At 31.8% G+C, this 16606-nt stretch carries 14 protein-coding genes and 1 tRNA gene; 8 read left to right on the top strand and 7 right to left on the bottom strand.

All coding sequences use genetic code 11. The features are described 5' to 3' along the window. Positions 1 to 5 precede the first annotated feature (5 nt). Complete coding sequence (locus EV196_RS09290; RefSeq protein WP_132217484.1) at positions 6 to 1328, top strand: hydroxymethylglutaryl-CoA reductase, degradative; 1323 nt, start codon at positions 6 to 8, stop codon at positions 1326 to 1328. A 2-nt stretch (positions 1329 to 1330) separates the two neighbouring features. Then, the gene (locus EV196_RS09285; protein WP_132217483.1) at positions 1331 to 2260 is read left to right on the top strand and encodes a GYDIA family GHMP kinase; all 930 of its coding nucleotides are present in this window, start codon (positions 1331 to 1333) and stop codon (positions 2258 to 2260) included. Between the two features lie 199 nt (positions 2261 to 2459). Here the strand turns inward: EV196_RS09285 and EV196_RS09280 are convergent, their stop codons facing one another. The 7 genes from EV196_RS09280 to EV196_RS09250 all read right to left on the bottom strand — a co-directional run bounded on the left by EV196_RS09280 (position 2460) and on the right by EV196_RS09250 (position 10331). Further along, positions 2460 to 4589, bottom strand: coding sequence for a peptidylprolyl isomerase (locus EV196_RS09280; RefSeq protein ID WP_132217482.1), 2130 nt, complete (start codon positions 4587 to 4589; stop codon positions 2460 to 2462). A 182-nt stretch (positions 4590 to 4771) separates the two neighbouring features. After that, positions 4772 to 6061: a hemolysin family protein gene (locus tag EV196_RS09275; RefSeq protein WP_132217481.1), complete on the bottom strand. Its 1290-nt coding sequence runs from the start codon at positions 6059 to 6061 to the stop codon at positions 4772 to 4774. Next, on the bottom strand, positions 6062 to 6256 hold the full coding sequence (locus EV196_RS09270) for a hypothetical protein (RefSeq protein WP_132217480.1): 195 nt from the start codon (positions 6254 to 6256) through the stop codon (positions 6062 to 6064). 81 nt (positions 6257 to 6337) lie between these two features. Beyond that, positions 6338 to 6889, bottom strand: coding sequence for an LPS export ABC transporter periplasmic protein LptC (gene lptC, locus EV196_RS09265; protein WP_132217479.1), 552 nt, complete (start codon positions 6887 to 6889; stop codon positions 6338 to 6340). After that, on the bottom strand, positions 6889 to 8271 hold the full coding sequence (locus EV196_RS09260) for a hypothetical protein (RefSeq protein ID WP_132217478.1): 1383 nt from the start codon (positions 8269 to 8271) through the stop codon (positions 6889 to 6891). The genes lptC and EV196_RS09260 overlap by 1 nt, the downstream gene beginning before the upstream one ends. Positions 8272 to 8289: 18 nt before the next feature. Beyond that, positions 8290 to 9603: a hypothetical protein gene (locus EV196_RS09255; protein WP_132217477.1), complete on the bottom strand. Its 1314-nt coding sequence runs from the start codon at positions 9601 to 9603 to the stop codon at positions 8290 to 8292. Continuing rightward, positions 9600 to 10331, bottom strand: coding sequence for a type III pantothenate kinase (locus EV196_RS09250; RefSeq protein ID WP_132217476.1), 732 nt, complete (start codon positions 10329 to 10331; stop codon positions 9600 to 9602). The genes EV196_RS09255 and EV196_RS09250 overlap by 4 nt, the downstream gene beginning before the upstream one ends. Before the next feature lie 180 nt (positions 10332 to 10511). Here EV196_RS09250 and EV196_RS09245 point away from each other — a divergent pair. The 6 genes from EV196_RS09245 (at position 10512) to EV196_RS09220 (ending at position 16197) form a co-directional block, all read left to right on the top strand. After that, a tRNA-Phe gene (locus EV196_RS09245) sits at positions 10512 to 10584 on the top strand. Between the two features lie 259 nt (positions 10585 to 10843). Next, positions 10844 to 11431: a TetR/AcrR family transcriptional regulator gene (locus EV196_RS09240; protein ID WP_132217475.1), complete on the top strand. Its 588-nt coding sequence runs from the start codon at positions 10844 to 10846 to the stop codon at positions 11429 to 11431. A 52-nt stretch (positions 11432 to 11483) separates the two neighbouring features. Continuing rightward, positions 11484 to 12818: a TolC family protein gene (locus tag EV196_RS09235; RefSeq protein ID WP_165876131.1), complete on the top strand. Its 1335-nt coding sequence runs from the start codon at positions 11484 to 11486 to the stop codon at positions 12816 to 12818. 7 nt (positions 12819 to 12825) lie between these two features. Then, positions 12826 to 13818, top strand: coding sequence for an HlyD family secretion protein (locus EV196_RS09230; RefSeq protein ID WP_132217473.1), 993 nt, complete (start codon positions 12826 to 12828; stop codon positions 13816 to 13818). Between the two features lies 1 nt (position 13819). After that, positions 13820 to 14989 carry an ABC transporter permease gene (locus tag EV196_RS09225; RefSeq protein WP_132217472.1) on the top strand — a complete coding sequence of 390 codons (1170 nt, stop codon included), beginning with the start codon at positions 13820 to 13822 and terminating at the stop codon, positions 14987 to 14989. A gap of 2 nt (positions 14990 to 14991) precedes the next feature. Then, positions 14992 to 16197 carry an ABC transporter permease gene (locus EV196_RS09220; RefSeq protein WP_132217471.1) on the top strand — a complete coding sequence of 402 codons (1206 nt, stop codon included), beginning with the start codon at positions 14992 to 14994 and terminating at the stop codon, positions 16195 to 16197. The last annotated feature ends 409 nt before the right edge of the window (positions 16198 to 16606 follow it).

Genomic DNA, 16606 nt, shown 5'->3' with positions numbered 1-16606 from the left:
AATTAATGTGCGCATCCATTTCTGGCTTCTCTAAATTGTCAAAATCAAAAAAAATTGATTGGATCGTTGACACCTATTTTTCTAATGCTGAAGATGCAAAACGCATTTTAAAACAATATTGGAATAGCAACGATAAACTGCAACAGCTTCATGATGAGTTTATTGAGAACACCATCACAAACTATTATTTGCCTTTAGGAGTCGCTCCTAACTTTCTAATAAACGAAAAATTATATACCATACCCATGGCCATTGAAGAAAGTTCTGTGGTTGCTGCAGCGAGTAAAGCAGCTAAATTTTGGATGGATCGGGGCGGATTTAAAACCCAAGTTATTTCTACTACAAAAATAGGGCAAGTGCATTTTATGTATTATGGAAGTACTGAAAATATAAAAAATTACTTCAATAGTATTAAATCGCAACTTATTGAAGACGCAAAACCCATTACCAAAAACATGGAAAAACGTGGTGGTGGTATATTAGATATTGAACTACGCGATAAAACGGAATACATAGAAGGCTATTACCAATTGCATGCATCTTTTGAAACTTTGGATGCTATGGGTGCCAATTTTATAAATTCTTGCCTTGAACAATTTTCGAAAACATTTAAAACTGAAGCTTTAACTTTTGATGGGTTTTCTGAAGAAGAAAAAAACATTCAAATAGTAATGAGTATTCTATCAAATTATGTTCCCGATTGTTTGGTGCGTGCCGAAGTAAGTTGCAGGGTTGAAGATTTGAATGAAGATAAAAACATTTCAGCTGAAGAATTTGCTACTAAATTTCTACAAGCCGTTAAAATAGCAGAAGTTGAACCTTACCGAGCCGTCACCCATAATAAAGGCATTATGAATGGTATTGATGCGGTTGTTTTAGCTACTGGTAACGATTTTAGAGCCGTTGAAGCAGGCGTTCATGCCTATGCTTCCCGAAACGGCATATATAGCAGCTTATCGCATGCCAAGGTAGAAAACGGCATTTTTACTTTTTGGATGGAAATTCCATTAGCATTAGGCACCGTAGGTGGTTTAACGGGATTACATCCATTGGTGAAACTGTCCTTAGAATTACTGCACCACCCTACTGCTAAAGAATTGATGCAGATTGTTGCTGTTGCTGGTTTAGCACAAAACTTTGCCGCATTACGGTCACTAACAACTACTGGCATTCAAGAAGGGCATATGAAAATGCATTTGATGAATATTTTAAATCAGTTTGAAGCTACAGAAACTGAAAAAGCCACATTGACTGAACATTTTAAAACAAACGTAGTAACACATAGTGCGGTTGTTGAAGCTATCAACCAATTAAGAATTAATAATTAATAATGAAAAAGTTTTACAGCAACGGAAAGCTTTTAATTACTGGAGAATATGTGGTACTAGATGGTGCCTTATCGCTTGCGTTACCAACAAAATTCGGACAATCGTTAGAAATTGAAACAATCAATGAACCTAAGATTATTTGGGAAAGTTTTGATGAAAAAAACAATATTTGGTTTGAAGACAGCTTTACTATTGATGAAGTTTGTTCTGGATTTAAAAAACCTCACAACGACGTTTCAAAAAGAATCATTCAAATTTTAGAAGCTGTAAAAACATTAAATCCAGATTTTTTAATTACTAATGAAGGTTTTAAAATTTCAACAAAACTAACGTTTCCAAGAAACTGGGGTTTGGGAACGTCTTCCACCTTAATAAACAACATTGCAGATTGGGCTAATGTGGATGCTTATCAATTATTAGAAAAAACATTTGGTGGTAGTGGTTATGATATTGCTTGTGCACAAAACAACACGCCCATAACCTATCAACTAAAACCTTTAAACTCTACGGAGATTCACCGAAGCATTAAAAAAATCGATTTCAATCCTGAATTTAAAGAGTCTTTATACTTTGTGTATTTGAATAAAAAACAAAACAGTCGTGATGGTATTGCTACCTATAATGCCACTAAAAACAATACTGCTTCTATTGTTTCTGAAATTAACGATATTACAAATCAAATAATTAGCCGTAACTCTTTAGAAGATTTTGAATTTTTAATATCACAACACGAAAACATCATTTCAAAAATCATTAATCAGAAAACCGTTCAAGAACGTTTCTTTAGCGATTTTAACGGAAGTATTAAAAGTTTAGGTGCTTGGGGTGGCGATTTTGTTTTAGCTGCTTCTAAAAACAACCCTAACGCTTACTTTAAAGAAAAAGGATTTGATGTTGTACTTCCTTATAAAGAAATGATACTTCTTTTCTAATTAATTCTAAATATTATTAAAAACAAAAGAGGCTATCTGAAAAAGTGTATTGCATTTACTTTGTCAGGTTGAGCTTGTCGAAACCGATATTTATTATCAGTAAGTTAAAATATTTCGACAGGCTCAATATGACACAGCATTACACTTTTCAGACAGCCTCTTTAAATATATCTAAAACTTTTCTTTTTAAAAAAGAATATTATTGAATTTGGTTTTTCGCTCTATTATCTTCAATTTCTGAAGCTTCTTTTAAAGCATTATAAAGTCTAGAAGAAACCACATTAAATTTTTGTTGTTCAACTCTATTTGCAACCGCTTGATAGCTATCTAACTTAGCTGCTGGTTTTACTTTAGTCACTTTAATCATGTACACACCATTTTCACCTTCTATTAAGTTAGAAGTTTTACCTTCTTTCAATCCAAAAGCAGCACCTACAACTAAAGGCTCTCTTCCTGCGCCTGTTAGCATTGGGTTTTTCATATTTACATCAACAGCTGTTCTTACAGTTGTACTTTCAGCCTTAGCTAAAGCATCTAAACTTGTTGCAGACACTCTATTTTTAATTAACTCAGCTTTCTTTTGTTTACGTATTATTGGCATTACAGTTGCTTTTGCATCCTCAACAGACATAAGTCCTTCCTCATGCTTAGCTACTAATTGAGCAATAACGTATCCATTAGTAACATTAAAACGTTTAATAGCTCCTACTTTAGCATCTTCTTCGAAAGCCCAACGCACTATTGGTCTTTGGCTTCCAACACCTGGTATGTTTTCATCTAAAGCCTTTAAATCATTTACAGGACGTACAGTATAGTTTTTCTCTTTGGCAGCGGCCTCAAAATCTTTTTTACCAGCAGCTATTTCAAAATTAGAAGCATCTCTAAATATTTTATCAATAGAAGCTTCAGACGGTTCTATTTTTCTAGCAACCGTTGCCACTTGAATAGCTCGTTTTCTATCTTTTTGACCTTCAATTTCTATAATGTGAAAACCGAAAATTGTTTTAACCACACCTAAATCGCCTACATTACCTTCAAACTCAAAATCATTAAACTCTGGCACCATAGAGTTGTACGGATGCCAATCGTAACGTCCTTCATTGTTCACACTTCCTTGATCGGAAGAATAATCAGTTACAAATGTTGAGAATTTACTTTTATCTCCTTTTAATACTGTTAACAAACTATCTGCAGTTGATTTTGCTTGAGCTTCAGTTTGTGTAACCTCTGGAGTGGCTCCTTGAGAACCAATAAAAGGAATTAATATGTGTCTTACTTTTGCAGAATCTGGTATTTGTTTAACAGCAACTACCTTAGAAAGCTTATAGTACCCATTATCTGTATAAGGCCCATAAATTTTACCTTCATTTAATTTAAAAATACTATCAGCAACACCAGCTGGTAAGTCCGATTTAAATACAAAACGTTTATCAAATTTAATATCTGAATTATTATTTACAAAGCTTTCGTTATTGGATGTGTTTGAAAAACCGACAATGGTTTCATCTGCTTTTGAAACATCGTTATACTCCACTTTATCATTTAACAACCCTTTTAAACTTTGTTTGATCGTGTTTTCGTCTTCAGTTGAAGCAACTTCATTAAATTGAACAAATTTAATATCTCTTGATTCTTTTACTTCAAACTGTTTTTTATGTTTGTTTATATAATCGGAAACATCTGAAGTTGATACTTTCACTTTATCGTCTTCAATTGAAGAATAAGGAATTTGAACAAATTGAACATCCACTTTATTCCCTTCTAATTTATGCTCTAGCTCGCCTTCTTTAAGCGTAGCAATTAAACCTGCCCTAACCATATTATAGTAGCTTTGTTGCAAAGCATTTGCAGCGATGGATTTTTCGTAGTTAACCCAACCTTGGTACCCTTCGGCAGAAGTTTCTTTTAAGTTAGCAATGTATTCGTTTAATTTATTTTCATCAAATAGACCAGCTTCGTTTAAAAACTCTGGACTGGTAGACAATGTCGTTTTTAACAAGTCTCTCATTTGGTCTTTTTCAATAGAAATCCCCAGTTTCTCAAACTGGTTATCCATAATGGCTTGTCTTACTTCCTGCTCAAAAACTTGGTTAATTACTTGAGACCCCGTAGCGTTTGGACCTGCTTGACGCTGTGCTGCCTCTACTTTTTGCATAAAATCTTCGCGGGTAATGTCTTTTCCGTTTACGGTTGCAACAATATTTTGAGATTTTGATGAAAACGAACTACCGCTTTTAAATAAATCTGCTAATACGAAAGAAAATAACGCTAACGCTATCACTATGATTAAAAATAGTGAACGTTGTCTTATCTTATTTAAAACTGCCATTTGAAATATATTTTTTTAAAAAACTATTGTTAAGTTGGTTGTCAATTACGCTTGACAAAATATCGTGGGCGAAAATACTATTTTCTATTTAATAATAAAAGTGTTATTAGGCATTTGTTTGCAGTAATACGCTTTGTTTTCTGCGAAGGAAAAATTACTTCAATTTTCAACAAAAAAGAAGACTAATTGTCATCTAAAAGTTTCAGTTCTACAAGGTCTATTTTAGTATTTGATACTTCTAAAATTGTAAAACCAAAATCATCAATTTTTACAACATCGTTTTGTGCAGGAATCTCTTCGGTATGATTCACTATTAAACCTCCTAAAGTCTCGTAATTTTCACTCTCCGGCAGGTTCAACTTATAGGTTTCATTTAAATAATCAACTTCCAATCGTGCTGAAAAGGTATAGGTGCTATCGTCTAGTTTTTCTTCAATTAAATCGACGGTATCATGTTCATCTTCAATTTCCCCAAACAATTCTTCAACAATATCTTCAACCGTCATAACACCCGCAGTTCCTCCGTATTCGTCTAAAACAATGGCCATGCTTTTTCGTTTTTTTATAAGCACACTAAGCACATCTTTAACCAAGACGGTTTCTGGAACATATTCCACAGGAAGCATCATGGCTTTAATGTTTTTAGGTTTTTTAAATAATTCAAAGGAGTGTACATAACCTAAAATATCATCAATAGTGTCTTTATATACTAATATTTTGGTAAAACCTGTTTCTGTAAAAAGAGCGTTGAGCGATTTAATAGAATCGTTAATTTCAATAGCCGTTATTTCGGTACGTGGCACCATGACTTCGCGTGCTTTTACTTCGGAAAATTCTAAGGCATTTTGAAAAATCTGTATTTCAGAATCTACATCATCGTGTGCTTCAACCGATTCCATTTGTTCAGTTATATAATTACCCAATTCCACTTTGGTGAATGCCAATTGTATTTGGTCCCCTTCCGTTTTAAAAATATGTTTTAACACAAAATCTGAAATCCAAATAACAAAATCTGAAATAAACGTAAACAGCATATAAAAGGCATATGCAGGAATTGCCAGTGCTTTAATTAAAGTGTTGGCATATATTTGAAAAAATACTTTAGGGAAAAACTCCGCAGTTATTAAAATAATGAGCGTAGAAATTATTGTTTGGGTTAACAAACTAAAATCGGTTAACATTAAATCTAAAAAACCATAGGATGTTGGCACCATGGTTTTAAACCAATCTACCAACAAGTCGCCCATAAAAAACCCATAAATAACCAAAGCTATATTGTTGCCAATAAGCATGGTTGCAATAAATTTGGATGGTTTTGCAGTAAGTTTGGTTAAAACTTTTGATAAGATGCCATCTTGTTTTTTCTCAATTTCTATATGAATTTTGTTTGAAGATATATAGGCAATCTCCATACCCGAAAAGAAGGCAGAAAGTATTAATGATACAATGATGATGACGACATCAATACTCATTTATTTTGAATTATTTGTTTTATCGTATTTCTTAGCAAATTTCCTTCTAAAGAAATACATGAAAATAGCTAGTGCTGCAAGCCCTAGAGAAATATAAGCGCCATTTGTACCATCATTCCATTTGGTGATACCATCGTAAATAAAAAGTATAGCGAAAACCAAATAGGCGTATTGAAAAATTTTAGAATATTTCATGTTTATATTTATTGTAAAAACTGGTGTAAAGATAATTAAAATTGAAGAAGCAGCATTTTTAAATTCCTTTTAGGGAATTAGTTAATCTTCAACAGAAATAATACCGGTAACTTCTAGCACTTCGGCAGTCTTGAATTTTGAATCAGAGTCGAAACCATTGCCATTTATAATATCCGTTTCGGTTTTATAGGTTACGGGTTTATTGGTAAACAACCATTCTTTTTTCTGGTCGTAATATAATTGTTCGGTTTTTAAAACCCCATTTTCACTGGTTATAACAACATTTCCTTGCAGATCTAATAGGTCGGTTTGGTCATAAACAATAGCATAATCGGCTACCACAGTGTTTTTTCTGTTTTGCTCGTCATATAAATATAAAGTAATCCCTTCGGGAAATTCATTATATGGAAAGTCTCTGTTAGTAAAATCTAACCTTTTTGGACTTAGTAAGTTTGCTGTAACTCTACCAGAATCGGTGTGTTTTAAATTAATATTTTCTGCAATTCCAATAGGTTCATTTTCTGAAACACCTATTTTCTGGACTTGATTAAAACTGTCGTTACATGAAAAAAACATAGCCATCATTAATATGATGACTATGTTTAGAATTTTATGTAAACTTTGTTTTTTCATTACATTTTTGGCACTGTAACCGAAGCTCCAATCCAACATCCAATTTTAATAACTGTACCTGAGTTACCTGCACTAAAAATCTCAGATTTTGATGGTGCTTTTGATAAATAGTTCGCTGCCGAATTTGCTGCTGCACCTGACAATTTGGAATCAACACGTGCTGCTTTTTGAGCTTCATCTGCTGCCAACCAATACACAGCTCTTTTATTAAAGTTAGTATCTCCACAATCATTGGCACTTGCTGCATACATAGCTGCAATAGACAAATAAGGACGTCCGTTGGAAGGGTTTAATCTTAAAGCTTCTCTAAAAAAGTTTCTTGCTTGAGAATAACTACCTCTTGATTTTAGTTTCAAAGCAATTCTATTATTTAAATTTGATTTTTTGAAACTATCAGTTTCTAAATCAATCGCTTGTTTGTAAAAAGCAATTGCTTCGCTAGATCTTCCTTCTTTATCTTTTAAGATACCTAAGTAATATGCTGAATTAGCAGATGGGCTAATCTCATGAAATGCATTTACCAATTTAAAGAATAAAGGATCATCTGTACATTCTTTTTCAGACATTTTACCAGCGGCTCTTTGTAACCAAACGGCATTTTCTTTATTAGCCTCAAAATTCTTTTCGTACAATGGAATTAAGATATCACAATTTGCTCTTGTTCCCATTTTTTCATCAATACCAGCTTCAATTTGATCGTAAGCAGCTAAGTAGCTTTCGTAATAGGCTTTGTATTGAGACTCTTTGCTTGTTAACTCGGTACCCGCAGTTTCTTTTTCTATAAGTACGTTAAGACTTTCAGAGTAATTTTTAACTTCGTCTTCTACTTTTTCAACAATATCATCATATTTATTAAATAAATCTTCTGCAGGTTTTTTACCAGCATCATATAAATCTACCATTAAAGAAAAGTAAGTATACAAACTCTGTGGATTTGTAAAAGTTGCTTTATCCTCTTGATAGGCATTATCAAAAACGGTATACAAATCTTCACTCGATTTATTTAAAATAGCTTTATTGTCGTACATTAATTGTCCAGTTTGTGCACCGTACTCTCCTTTTGGTGTTTTATCTGGAAAATGCTCGCCTCTTTCTGCCCATAACTTTATTAAATCGTTTAGAAGAGTTGCTTTATCTGCACCTGTAGCTTTTTCAATTTTGTCCATTAAAATTTTCTCACCATCTATATATATGGCATTGTTAAATTTAGGACATTTATTTCTTACATCCATCCAAGGCTGGAAGGCTGCATCATAATTTTTAGCTTTTACATATTCGTGGAATATAGAAAGCTTTGTCATACACTCTTCATCTTGCTGTGCAAACCCTATATTTAATCCAATAAATAATGCTGCTAATAATAATGTAATTTTTGTTTTCATGATAATAATGTTACGCTGTTAGTCATATTTTCTTTTCTGGAACCATCTATCGTTCAAAGATAAACTTATTTGGAAATTAATAAAATTCTCTTGTATTAAATTGCTGTTTGTTGTTCCTCTTTTTCCAAGTTCCATTCCTAAGTTGGCATTAGAGAAAAAACTACCAACTGGTAATCCTACTCCAAAAGATATGCCAAACTCGTTTATTGATTCATTTTCTATATTTAAACCTGTATTTTCATAGTGTAAACCAGCTCTATAAACAGCGCGTTTAAAATAACTTGTAAATGAATTATACTGCGGAATGTAGAAACCACCAATTGAAACACTGGCAGCGTCTTTATAAACTACCGCAGAAGAATTGTATAAATCGTTTGAAAAATCACTGGTTTTTTGGTATTCAGATTCTACACCCACAAACCATTTTCTTGGCTCTCCAACACCAGCACCCACTGAGAATTTTGATGGTAACACCAAATCGGTTTCCAATAAACCTAAAGATTCTAAATCTGTGTCTATTGTATTATAAACAGACTCCGAGCCCGTAGATGACAGAATTATTGTTGAAATGGATCTTTCGTTTTTTGAACTTAAGATGCTTTTTGGCGTATATGTTAAACCTGTAACTAATTCTAAATTAGTGTTTATCATGGTTTTATATGACAATCCTAAATTTATATTTAACCCACTTAAATCAGAGCGATTATTTTCTCTACTTTGATATTGTGTAGTATTACCATCTTCATCATAACTGAATGTGATGTTGCTATTTTGAATATTTCCAAAATTATATTGGGCATCAATACCCACACTTAATTCATCTGTAATTTGATAGCCAAAACCTAAAAAAGCTTTGTTTAGTCCACCTTCACCTCTAAATCTATTCGATTTTTTGCCATCATCATAATTATCGTCTAAAGTTTCTAGTTTGTAACCCACAGCTGTATATGGCATTAATCCAAAGCCAAAACCAAATTTCCCCATTGGAATAGATAAGGCTAAATAATCAAACGTGGTAGCACTAGCCTTTGCACTTCCTGAATTGCTTTTTAGTTCCACATCGGAATAAGATCCACCAACGGTAAACTTTACCGGTCTACTTTCTCCATTAAGCATTTCCAAGTTTTTACCTGCATATCCGGCAGGGTTTCTTAAGTTTATATGTATACTATCATTATAAATACTTAAACCACCCATGCTTCGGTTTTCGACTGTTCCTTTGAATTTTAAGCTTCCAATACCATAAAAAGAATAAGGTGAAGCTGTACCCTGTTGTCCGTAACTATTAATTGCAAAAATTGCAATAAAAACCAATACAAGTTTTTTAATCATTCGTTTGAATTATATTGTAAAATAAAGTTCAGTCCCTCTAAAAGAAAATTAGAAGTCGCAAATATGCTACTTTTTAATTGTTTAGACAAGAAATTACTATCACCTCCTGTTAAAATAACTGTTAAATCTGAATAATTTTGCTCGTATTCCAAAATAACGCCTTCTATTTCCTTTAAAACACCAAAAACAACGCCAGAATGCATGGATGTTTCTGTTGAATTACCAATGATACTGTTTGGCAATTCTGTATCTAATAACGGTAAATTGGCCGTCAAATTATTCAATGCTTTATAACGCATACGCAAACCCGGAGAAATAGCGCCTCCAAGATATTCATTTTTACTGTTTACAAAATCGTAAGTAATGCAAGTGCCAGCATCAATAATAAGCACATTATTATTTGGATAGGATTTAACAGACGCACACACCAAAGCAATCCTATCTACGCCTAATGTTTTTGGGGTTTTATAAAGATTTGTAAAAGGTAGTTTTGTATTAGAATTCAAAATGACTAATTCAAAATGGCTAGCAATAGCTTCAATATCACTTTCACTTAATTTTCCAACAGAAGAAACAATGGCTTTCCTAATTGTACTAAACATGCTTTTAATAACTTCTATGCGTACTAAAATCAAATCTAGTTCAACTACTTCTTTATGTTCAATTTTGTTTCCATCAAAAACAGCTAATTTCACTAGAGAATTCCCTATATCTATTATTAAATTCATATTTTTATTAAAATCCAAAATTACAAAATGAGAAATAATATGTATCCTATTTAACTTATTATATTGATTATAAAAGAAATAAAACCCAACATGGTAAATAATAAAAAATAGATGTCATTTTTTTTAACTTTATTTTGGTGAATAGCAAAAATGAATATATATTTGCAACCGCTTTGGCGAGGTACCTTAGCTCAGTTGGTAGAGCAAAGGACTGAAAATCCTTGTGTCCCTGGTTCGATTCCTGGAGGTACCACGAAAAAATCCCGAAACTTTAATGTTTACGGGATTTTTTGTTAACATCAATTTCCTGTGTCTAAGATTCAAAAAAAATACCTCTTTTTCTTTTTTTGATATTAACATCTACAAAATATTTGAGACCTTATTGCAACCATTAATTAGCCTTCTCGTCTTTAATTATATCTATCAGAATATAAAATGCTAAATCTTTTAATCATTTTATAAATGAATGAACGTTTATTCATATATTTGCATCCGATACTAATTATTAGATTATGGCAAGAAAAATAGATGAAGAAAAAATAAAGAGAATTAAAGAAGCAACGATGCTTACTATTGTTGAAAACGGCATAGAATCGACCACCATCGCCATGATAGCCAAAGAAGCTAAGGTAAGCGGCGGTTATTTATACAGAATTTATACTGGAAAACAAGACCTTATAAATGAGCTTTATTTTGAAAAAGCAAACTCCATTTATCAGGAATTAGATTTCTTCCTAGGCTTTAATCAAACAAATATTGAACCGTTTGTACATTCTTTTATTAGAAACAGAATTGTGTATTCCATAAACGAACCTATAGCTTCCAAATTTTACTATCAGCTTCTACACAACGAAAATTATATTCTGCCAGACGAACTAAAAGAAAAAAGCTTAAAATTAATTGAAAAGATAAAAGATATTGGAATTAAATCTGGCGAAATTTCTACCTCCATAAGTATCGCTCAACTGCACTACCATATTTTTCTATATGCCATAGATTATATCCATTTTAAAAGAAAAAACATTTTCGGATTAGAAGAATCCATACAGGAAGATCTTGCTTTTATAACACAAAGTATTATGAGAATTTTAAAAGAATAAAAAGATGATTAGTTTAAAAATTAAAAAAACATATAAATCCAGAATTAAAAAATTGAATTTTTTAATTTTATTAATGGGCAGCATCATTGGTCAAGCACAAATAATTTCTTTAAAAGATGCCCATGAATTAATGCTATCTTCAAACGGTAATATTAAAGCCTCTTCATTTGAAATAAACCAGAGCCAAGAAGAGTACAAAGCTGCAAAAGGATTGTATTTACCAAAAATAACCGCCTCTGGAACCTATTTAAGAATCGATAATGATATTAGTGTTGACTTAAATACACCAAGAGATATGTTTGGTGGCTTATTAAGCATATCGAACCCTGCTGAAGTTTTAGGCGATTGGAATTTCACCTTACAGGAAAAAAACTTAGGTTTTGCAACGCTTGGTCTTTCCATGCCCCTTTACTCTGGAGGTTTAATAAATAGCGCCAACAAAGCGGCTAAAATAAAATATAATTTAGCGAAAAACAATCACCAAATTGTGGATAATGATTACACTATTAATCTCATTCAACTTTATTATAAATTAAAACTAGCTAAATCTGTTGAAAGCCTTAGACAAACTATTTATAAAACCGTAGAATTACACTATAACCAAGCAAATAAGTTTTTTGAAAATGGCATCATTCCAGAAGTTGAAACTTTGAATGCTCAAGTGGCATTATCTAACGCAAATACAGATTTAATGAGTTCTCAAAAAGACTTGGAACTAGCTACTACAGCCCTAGAAAATTTAATAGGGTCTGACAATGTAGATAGTCTTTCAACTAATTTTTCTCAACCAAATTTAATTAAATCACTAGGCGAATTTCAAACCGATATATTGAAGAACAACCATCAATTAAAAGCCATTCAGCAAAACAAAAGTCTAGCTGAAGTTGGTGTTAAGGCAGAAAAAAGTGATTATTATCCTAAAATTGGTTTATTTGGAAATTATGTACCATGGACAGATAATTTAACAATTACAGAAAATACAAAATGGTTTGTTGGCGTGGGTGTAGAATGGGTGTTATTTGATGGCTTACAAAGAGAACACAAAATTAAAGCGGCTCAATATAAAATAAATCAAGTTGAGGCTATAGATTCTCAAGCCAAATTGAATCTTCAAACGTATTCTGAAAAATTATATAACACAATGAAAAAGGCATCAGAACAATATCAAAGTCTTGTTTTAAATGAAACGTATGCACAGAAATTAAAATTTATGAGAACGCGTGCTTTTGAAGAAGGTACAGGAACTTCATTAGAAGTTGTAGATGCCACCTTAAAACTTTCACAAATACAGTTTCACAAATTACAAGCTTTATACGACTACAATATAGCCTACGGAGAATTGATGGTTGTATCTGGCCAAACAGAACTATTCTTGAACCAAAATTAAACTTAAAATGAAAAATTCAAAATTAATAAAATCACTATTTATTGGCACTTTAGTAGCCATTTTAGTCCTAACCGGCGTTTGGCTTTTAATAAAACCAAAACACATTGTTTTACAAGGTAGAATTGAGGCAAAAGAAATCTATTTATCTGCCAAAATTCCAACTAGAATTCAAACGTTCGATGTAAAAGAGGGAGCTTCCGTAAAAAAAGGACAATTGTTGGCAACTTTAGAGAGTCCGGAAATTATGGCTAAAATCAATCAAGCGCTTGCTGCCCAAGAAGCTGCTATTGCCCAAAAAGATAAAGCCATAAATGGTGCACGAGTTGAGGAAATTAGAGCCGCTAAAAGTACTTTTGAAAAAGCGACAGCTGCTGCCGATGTTATGAATAAAACGTACAAACGTATCGATAATTTATTTAATGATGGTTTAATATCACAACAACAAAAAGATGAAGCTTTTGCTAAAAAACAAGCCGCTTTAAGCGATCAAATAGCAGCTCAAAACATGTATCAAATGGCAATGAATGGTGCTAGAAAAGAAGACATAGCTGCGGCTAAAGCTTTAGTAAAACGAGCTGATGGTGCTTTAAGTGAAGTTGAAAATTATAGCAATGAAAGAAATATTGTTTCACCTATTGATGCTGAAGTACTAAACTTTTTACCCGAAGAAGGTGAATTAATTTCAGCTGGCTATCCTGTTGTACATTTAGTAGATCTAGCAAATAGTTATTCCGTTATCAACATAAAAGAAACTTATTTAGCTCATTTTAAAAAAGATGCTGAGTTTGAAGCCACCATTCCTGCCCTTGAAAACAAAAAAATAAAATTTAAAGTGTATTACATAGCGCCACTGGGAGAGTATGCAACATGGAATGCTACAAAATCAACTGGAGAATTTGATATTAGAACCTTTGAAATTAAAGCTTCACCCATAAACAAAGAGGAAGATTTAAGACCAGGAATGAGTGTATTAATAGACTATTCTCAATTTAAAAAATAATATGAAACCAATGTTCCGTATAGCAAAAAGAGAAGTGGGATTACTTTTAAATAGTAAAACCTTATTTGTTTTTGCTGTAATATTACCGTTTGTTTCATTTCTTTTCTTTTCTAGTTTATTAAAAGTTGGGGTAGCGCGAAATTTACCAATTGCTGTGATTGATTTGGATAATTCGGCAATATCAAGAAATGTTATTTCTCAATTAGACGCTACACCAGAATTACAAATTAGTCATACATTAATTAATCAACAAGAAGGAGAATCATTAATCCGGCAAGGTGAAATTTACGGATTGGTTACCATTCAAAAAGATTTTGAAGCCGATTTAAAAAACGGTAAACAAGTAACCATTTTAAATCAATACAATAACAATGTTTTACTACCAGGTGGACTAGAGTTTAAAGCTTTTAGTAAAGTTATTGGTACTATTTCTGCTCAAATATATATTCAAAAACAACTTGTAAAAGGTGTATCATTTCAGCAAGCAGTAATAAATTATCAACCTGTTAGCTTAGAAAATCATGTTTTATCCAATCCTTATACCAATTATTCCTATTATTTAAATTCAGGCTTTTTAGCATACTTTTTTCAAATAATAATTATTTTAACTACCATTTATTGTTTTGGGAGTGATTTAAAATACATTAAAGGCAATCAATTATTAAGAATCTCTAACGGAAAATTAAGCCCCATACTTTTGGGTAAAATTTTACCTTATACCATATGGTTCTTTTTTGTTGGACTTATCATGTATTACACCATGTTTGTTTGGCAAGATTTCCCTTTAAATGGAAGTAAAATTGCTTTATTAATTGGATTAATATTATTGATTATTTCAAGTCAGTGTTTTGGGCTACTCTTTTTGTCTTTAAGCAATAGTTTCAGAGAAGCATTAACAATTGGTTCTGGGTTTGCTGCTATTAGTTTGTCTTTTTCAGGAATTACATTTCCCATTTTTTCTATGCCTTTAGTTTTAAAATGGATAAGTCAAATTTTTCCGTTTACACATTTTTTTAAATTGTTTATGGAACAATCTCAACAAGGATTTCCTGTATATTATTCTTTTAAAACGATTATAGTACTAATGCTCCTTTGTGCATTACCAATTATTTTTTTCTGGAAGAAACTAACAAAACTTTTTATCAAAGGTGAATTTAACCATAGAATCTAGTTATGAAAAAAATCACAAAGTCATATCACAGATCAAAAATTTCATTTTGGAATGCCATAAATACAGAATGGAATGCTATTAAAAATGATAAAGCCATTATAGGTGTTTTTCTATCCATTGCTTTTTTAGTCCTTGTAGCATACACCTTTGTTTATTCCAATCAAGTTGTTGAAAAAGTACCTGTAGCTATCATAAATCAAGATGCCTCAAGGTTAAGTCGAGATTATATCGCTATGTTAAATTCAGGGGATGGTTTGGAAGTTAAAACCAGTTATACCGATTTACAAGAAGCTAAAGTTGCTTATTATGAAAACACTATTAAAGGCATCATTATAATCCCTAACAATTTTGAGAAAAATATTAAAAGCGGAAAACAAGTTACCATAACAACTTACTCTGATGCTTCTAACATGCTATTTTACAAGAAAGTACTAGGTACAGTTACTACTATTAATGGATATTTCAATGCAGCAATTATAATAAAAAAAGATGTATTAAAAGGCATGACATATAAACAAGCTGTTGAAAATTATACACCAATTAAATCTGTTAACAATAGCTTATTTAACATATCGGGAGGCTACGCCACATATTTAATCCCCATACTAACGGCTTTAATTGTACAATTGGTATTATTAATGGGGGTTGGTCTGATAAACGGAACCCGTAATGAAGACCGGACAACAAAATCTCACTTCCCTAGATTGGCACATAAAGGAGGTACAATTCCTGTACTTTTAGGTAAAGCAATTTTATATACATGCCTCTTTTTAATAATCATACCCATACAAATTGGAATTGTTTATACGCTGTTTTCAATACCTATTAGATCATCAATAATAACCGTTTATATTTTTATAATTCCCTATGTATTTTCCGTTGTTTTTTTAGGATTAGTTATCAGTTCATTTTTTAAAAGAAGAGAAGACTCACTTTTGTTTATCGTTCTAACATCCATTCCTGCACTAATGCTTAGCGGATTATCATTTCCTCCTGAAAGTTTCTCTCAATTTTATCAAATTATAGCTCAGTTAATACCCTCAACGCATGGAATTGAAGGATTTGTAAAATTAACCCAAATGAAAGCATCCTTTACTGAAATTATGAATGAATGGTATAAGTTATGGGGGTTAACTCTTATATATTTCATTATGGCCTCTTTTTTACTGAAATTAAAAGTAAAAAAAATTAATTCTTATTCTAAATAACTCGATTTTATCCTACTATTCACTCATTGTGATTACTTACCTGGTTTGTAATAAACCTGTAGATAATCACTTTGTGGTTTATTATGGTATAAATCATTCAAAAAAAAAGATACCAAATGAGTATCCATCAAGATATTTCTGCAAAATACAGCTAGTATAACTAACTCAAAAACAATGAATTGTATTCAAAAATCCTTTACGCTAAAAACTTTTATCTAAATGCAAAATAATAGCATAATACAAACCAAATTTATAGGATTTCAATATTGGTGTAATAATACATTAGGGGTTATTTCGTAACAATTAAAAGGCTTTATGGCAAGTTTTTAAGTGGTTTAAAAAGCGCGCTATCCGCTATATCTTTTTATGCTGGAGTTTTATCGTAATGGTATTAAGTAAGGTAAGGCAT

Origin of the sequence: Mariniflexile fucanivorans (assembly GCF_004341235.1) — a bacterium.
Classification (GTDB): domain Bacteria; phylum Bacteroidota; class Bacteroidia; order Flavobacteriales; family Flavobacteriaceae; genus Mariniflexile; species Mariniflexile fucanivorans.
Note: the sequence above shows the minus strand (reverse complement) of the source record. Positions and strands in the feature narration are given on the sequence as shown.

Bases quoted from the DNA above. Each gene is read 5' to 3' on its own strand.
- EV196_RS09290 (WP_132217484.1), top strand. From the start codon at position 6: ATGTGCGCATCCATTTCTGGCTTCTCTAAATTGTCAAAATCAAAAAAA.
- EV196_RS09285 (WP_132217483.1), top strand. From the start codon at position 1,331: ATGAAAAAGTTTTACAGCAACGGAAAGCTTTTAATTACTGGAGAATAT.
- EV196_RS09280 (WP_132217482.1), bottom strand. From the start codon at position 4,589: ATGGCAGTTTTAAATAAGATAAGACAACGTTCACTATTTTTAATCATA.
- EV196_RS09275 (WP_132217481.1), bottom strand. From the start codon at position 6,061: ATGAGTATTGATGTCGTCATCATCATTGTATCATTAATACTTTCTGCC.
- EV196_RS09270 (WP_132217480.1), bottom strand. From the start codon at position 6,256: ATGAAATATTCTAAAATTTTTCAATACGCCTATTTGGTTTTCGCTATA.
- lptC (WP_132217479.1), bottom strand. From the start codon at position 6,889: ATGAAAAAACAAAGTTTACATAAAATTCTAAACATAGTCATCATATTA.
- EV196_RS09260 (WP_132217478.1), bottom strand. From the start codon at position 8,271: ATGAAAACAAAAATTACATTATTATTAGCAGCATTATTTATTGGATTA.
- EV196_RS09255 (WP_132217477.1), bottom strand. From the start codon at position 9,603: ATGATTAAAAAACTTGTATTGGTTTTTATTGCAATTTTTGCAATTAAT.
- EV196_RS09250 (WP_132217476.1), bottom strand. From the start codon at position 10,331: ATGAATTTAATAATAGATATAGGGAATTCTCTAGTGAAATTAGCTGTT.
- EV196_RS09240 (WP_132217475.1), top strand. From the start codon at position 10,844: ATGGCAAGAAAAATAGATGAAGAAAAAATAAAGAGAATTAAAGAAGCA.
- EV196_RS09230 (WP_132217473.1), top strand. From the start codon at position 12,826: ATGAAAAATTCAAAATTAATAAAATCACTATTTATTGGCACTTTAGTA.
- EV196_RS09225 (WP_132217472.1), top strand. From the start codon at position 13,820: ATGAAACCAATGTTCCGTATAGCAAAAAGAGAAGTGGGATTACTTTTA.
- EV196_RS09220 (WP_132217471.1), top strand. From the start codon at position 14,992: ATGAAAAAAATCACAAAGTCATATCACAGATCAAAAATTTCATTTTGG.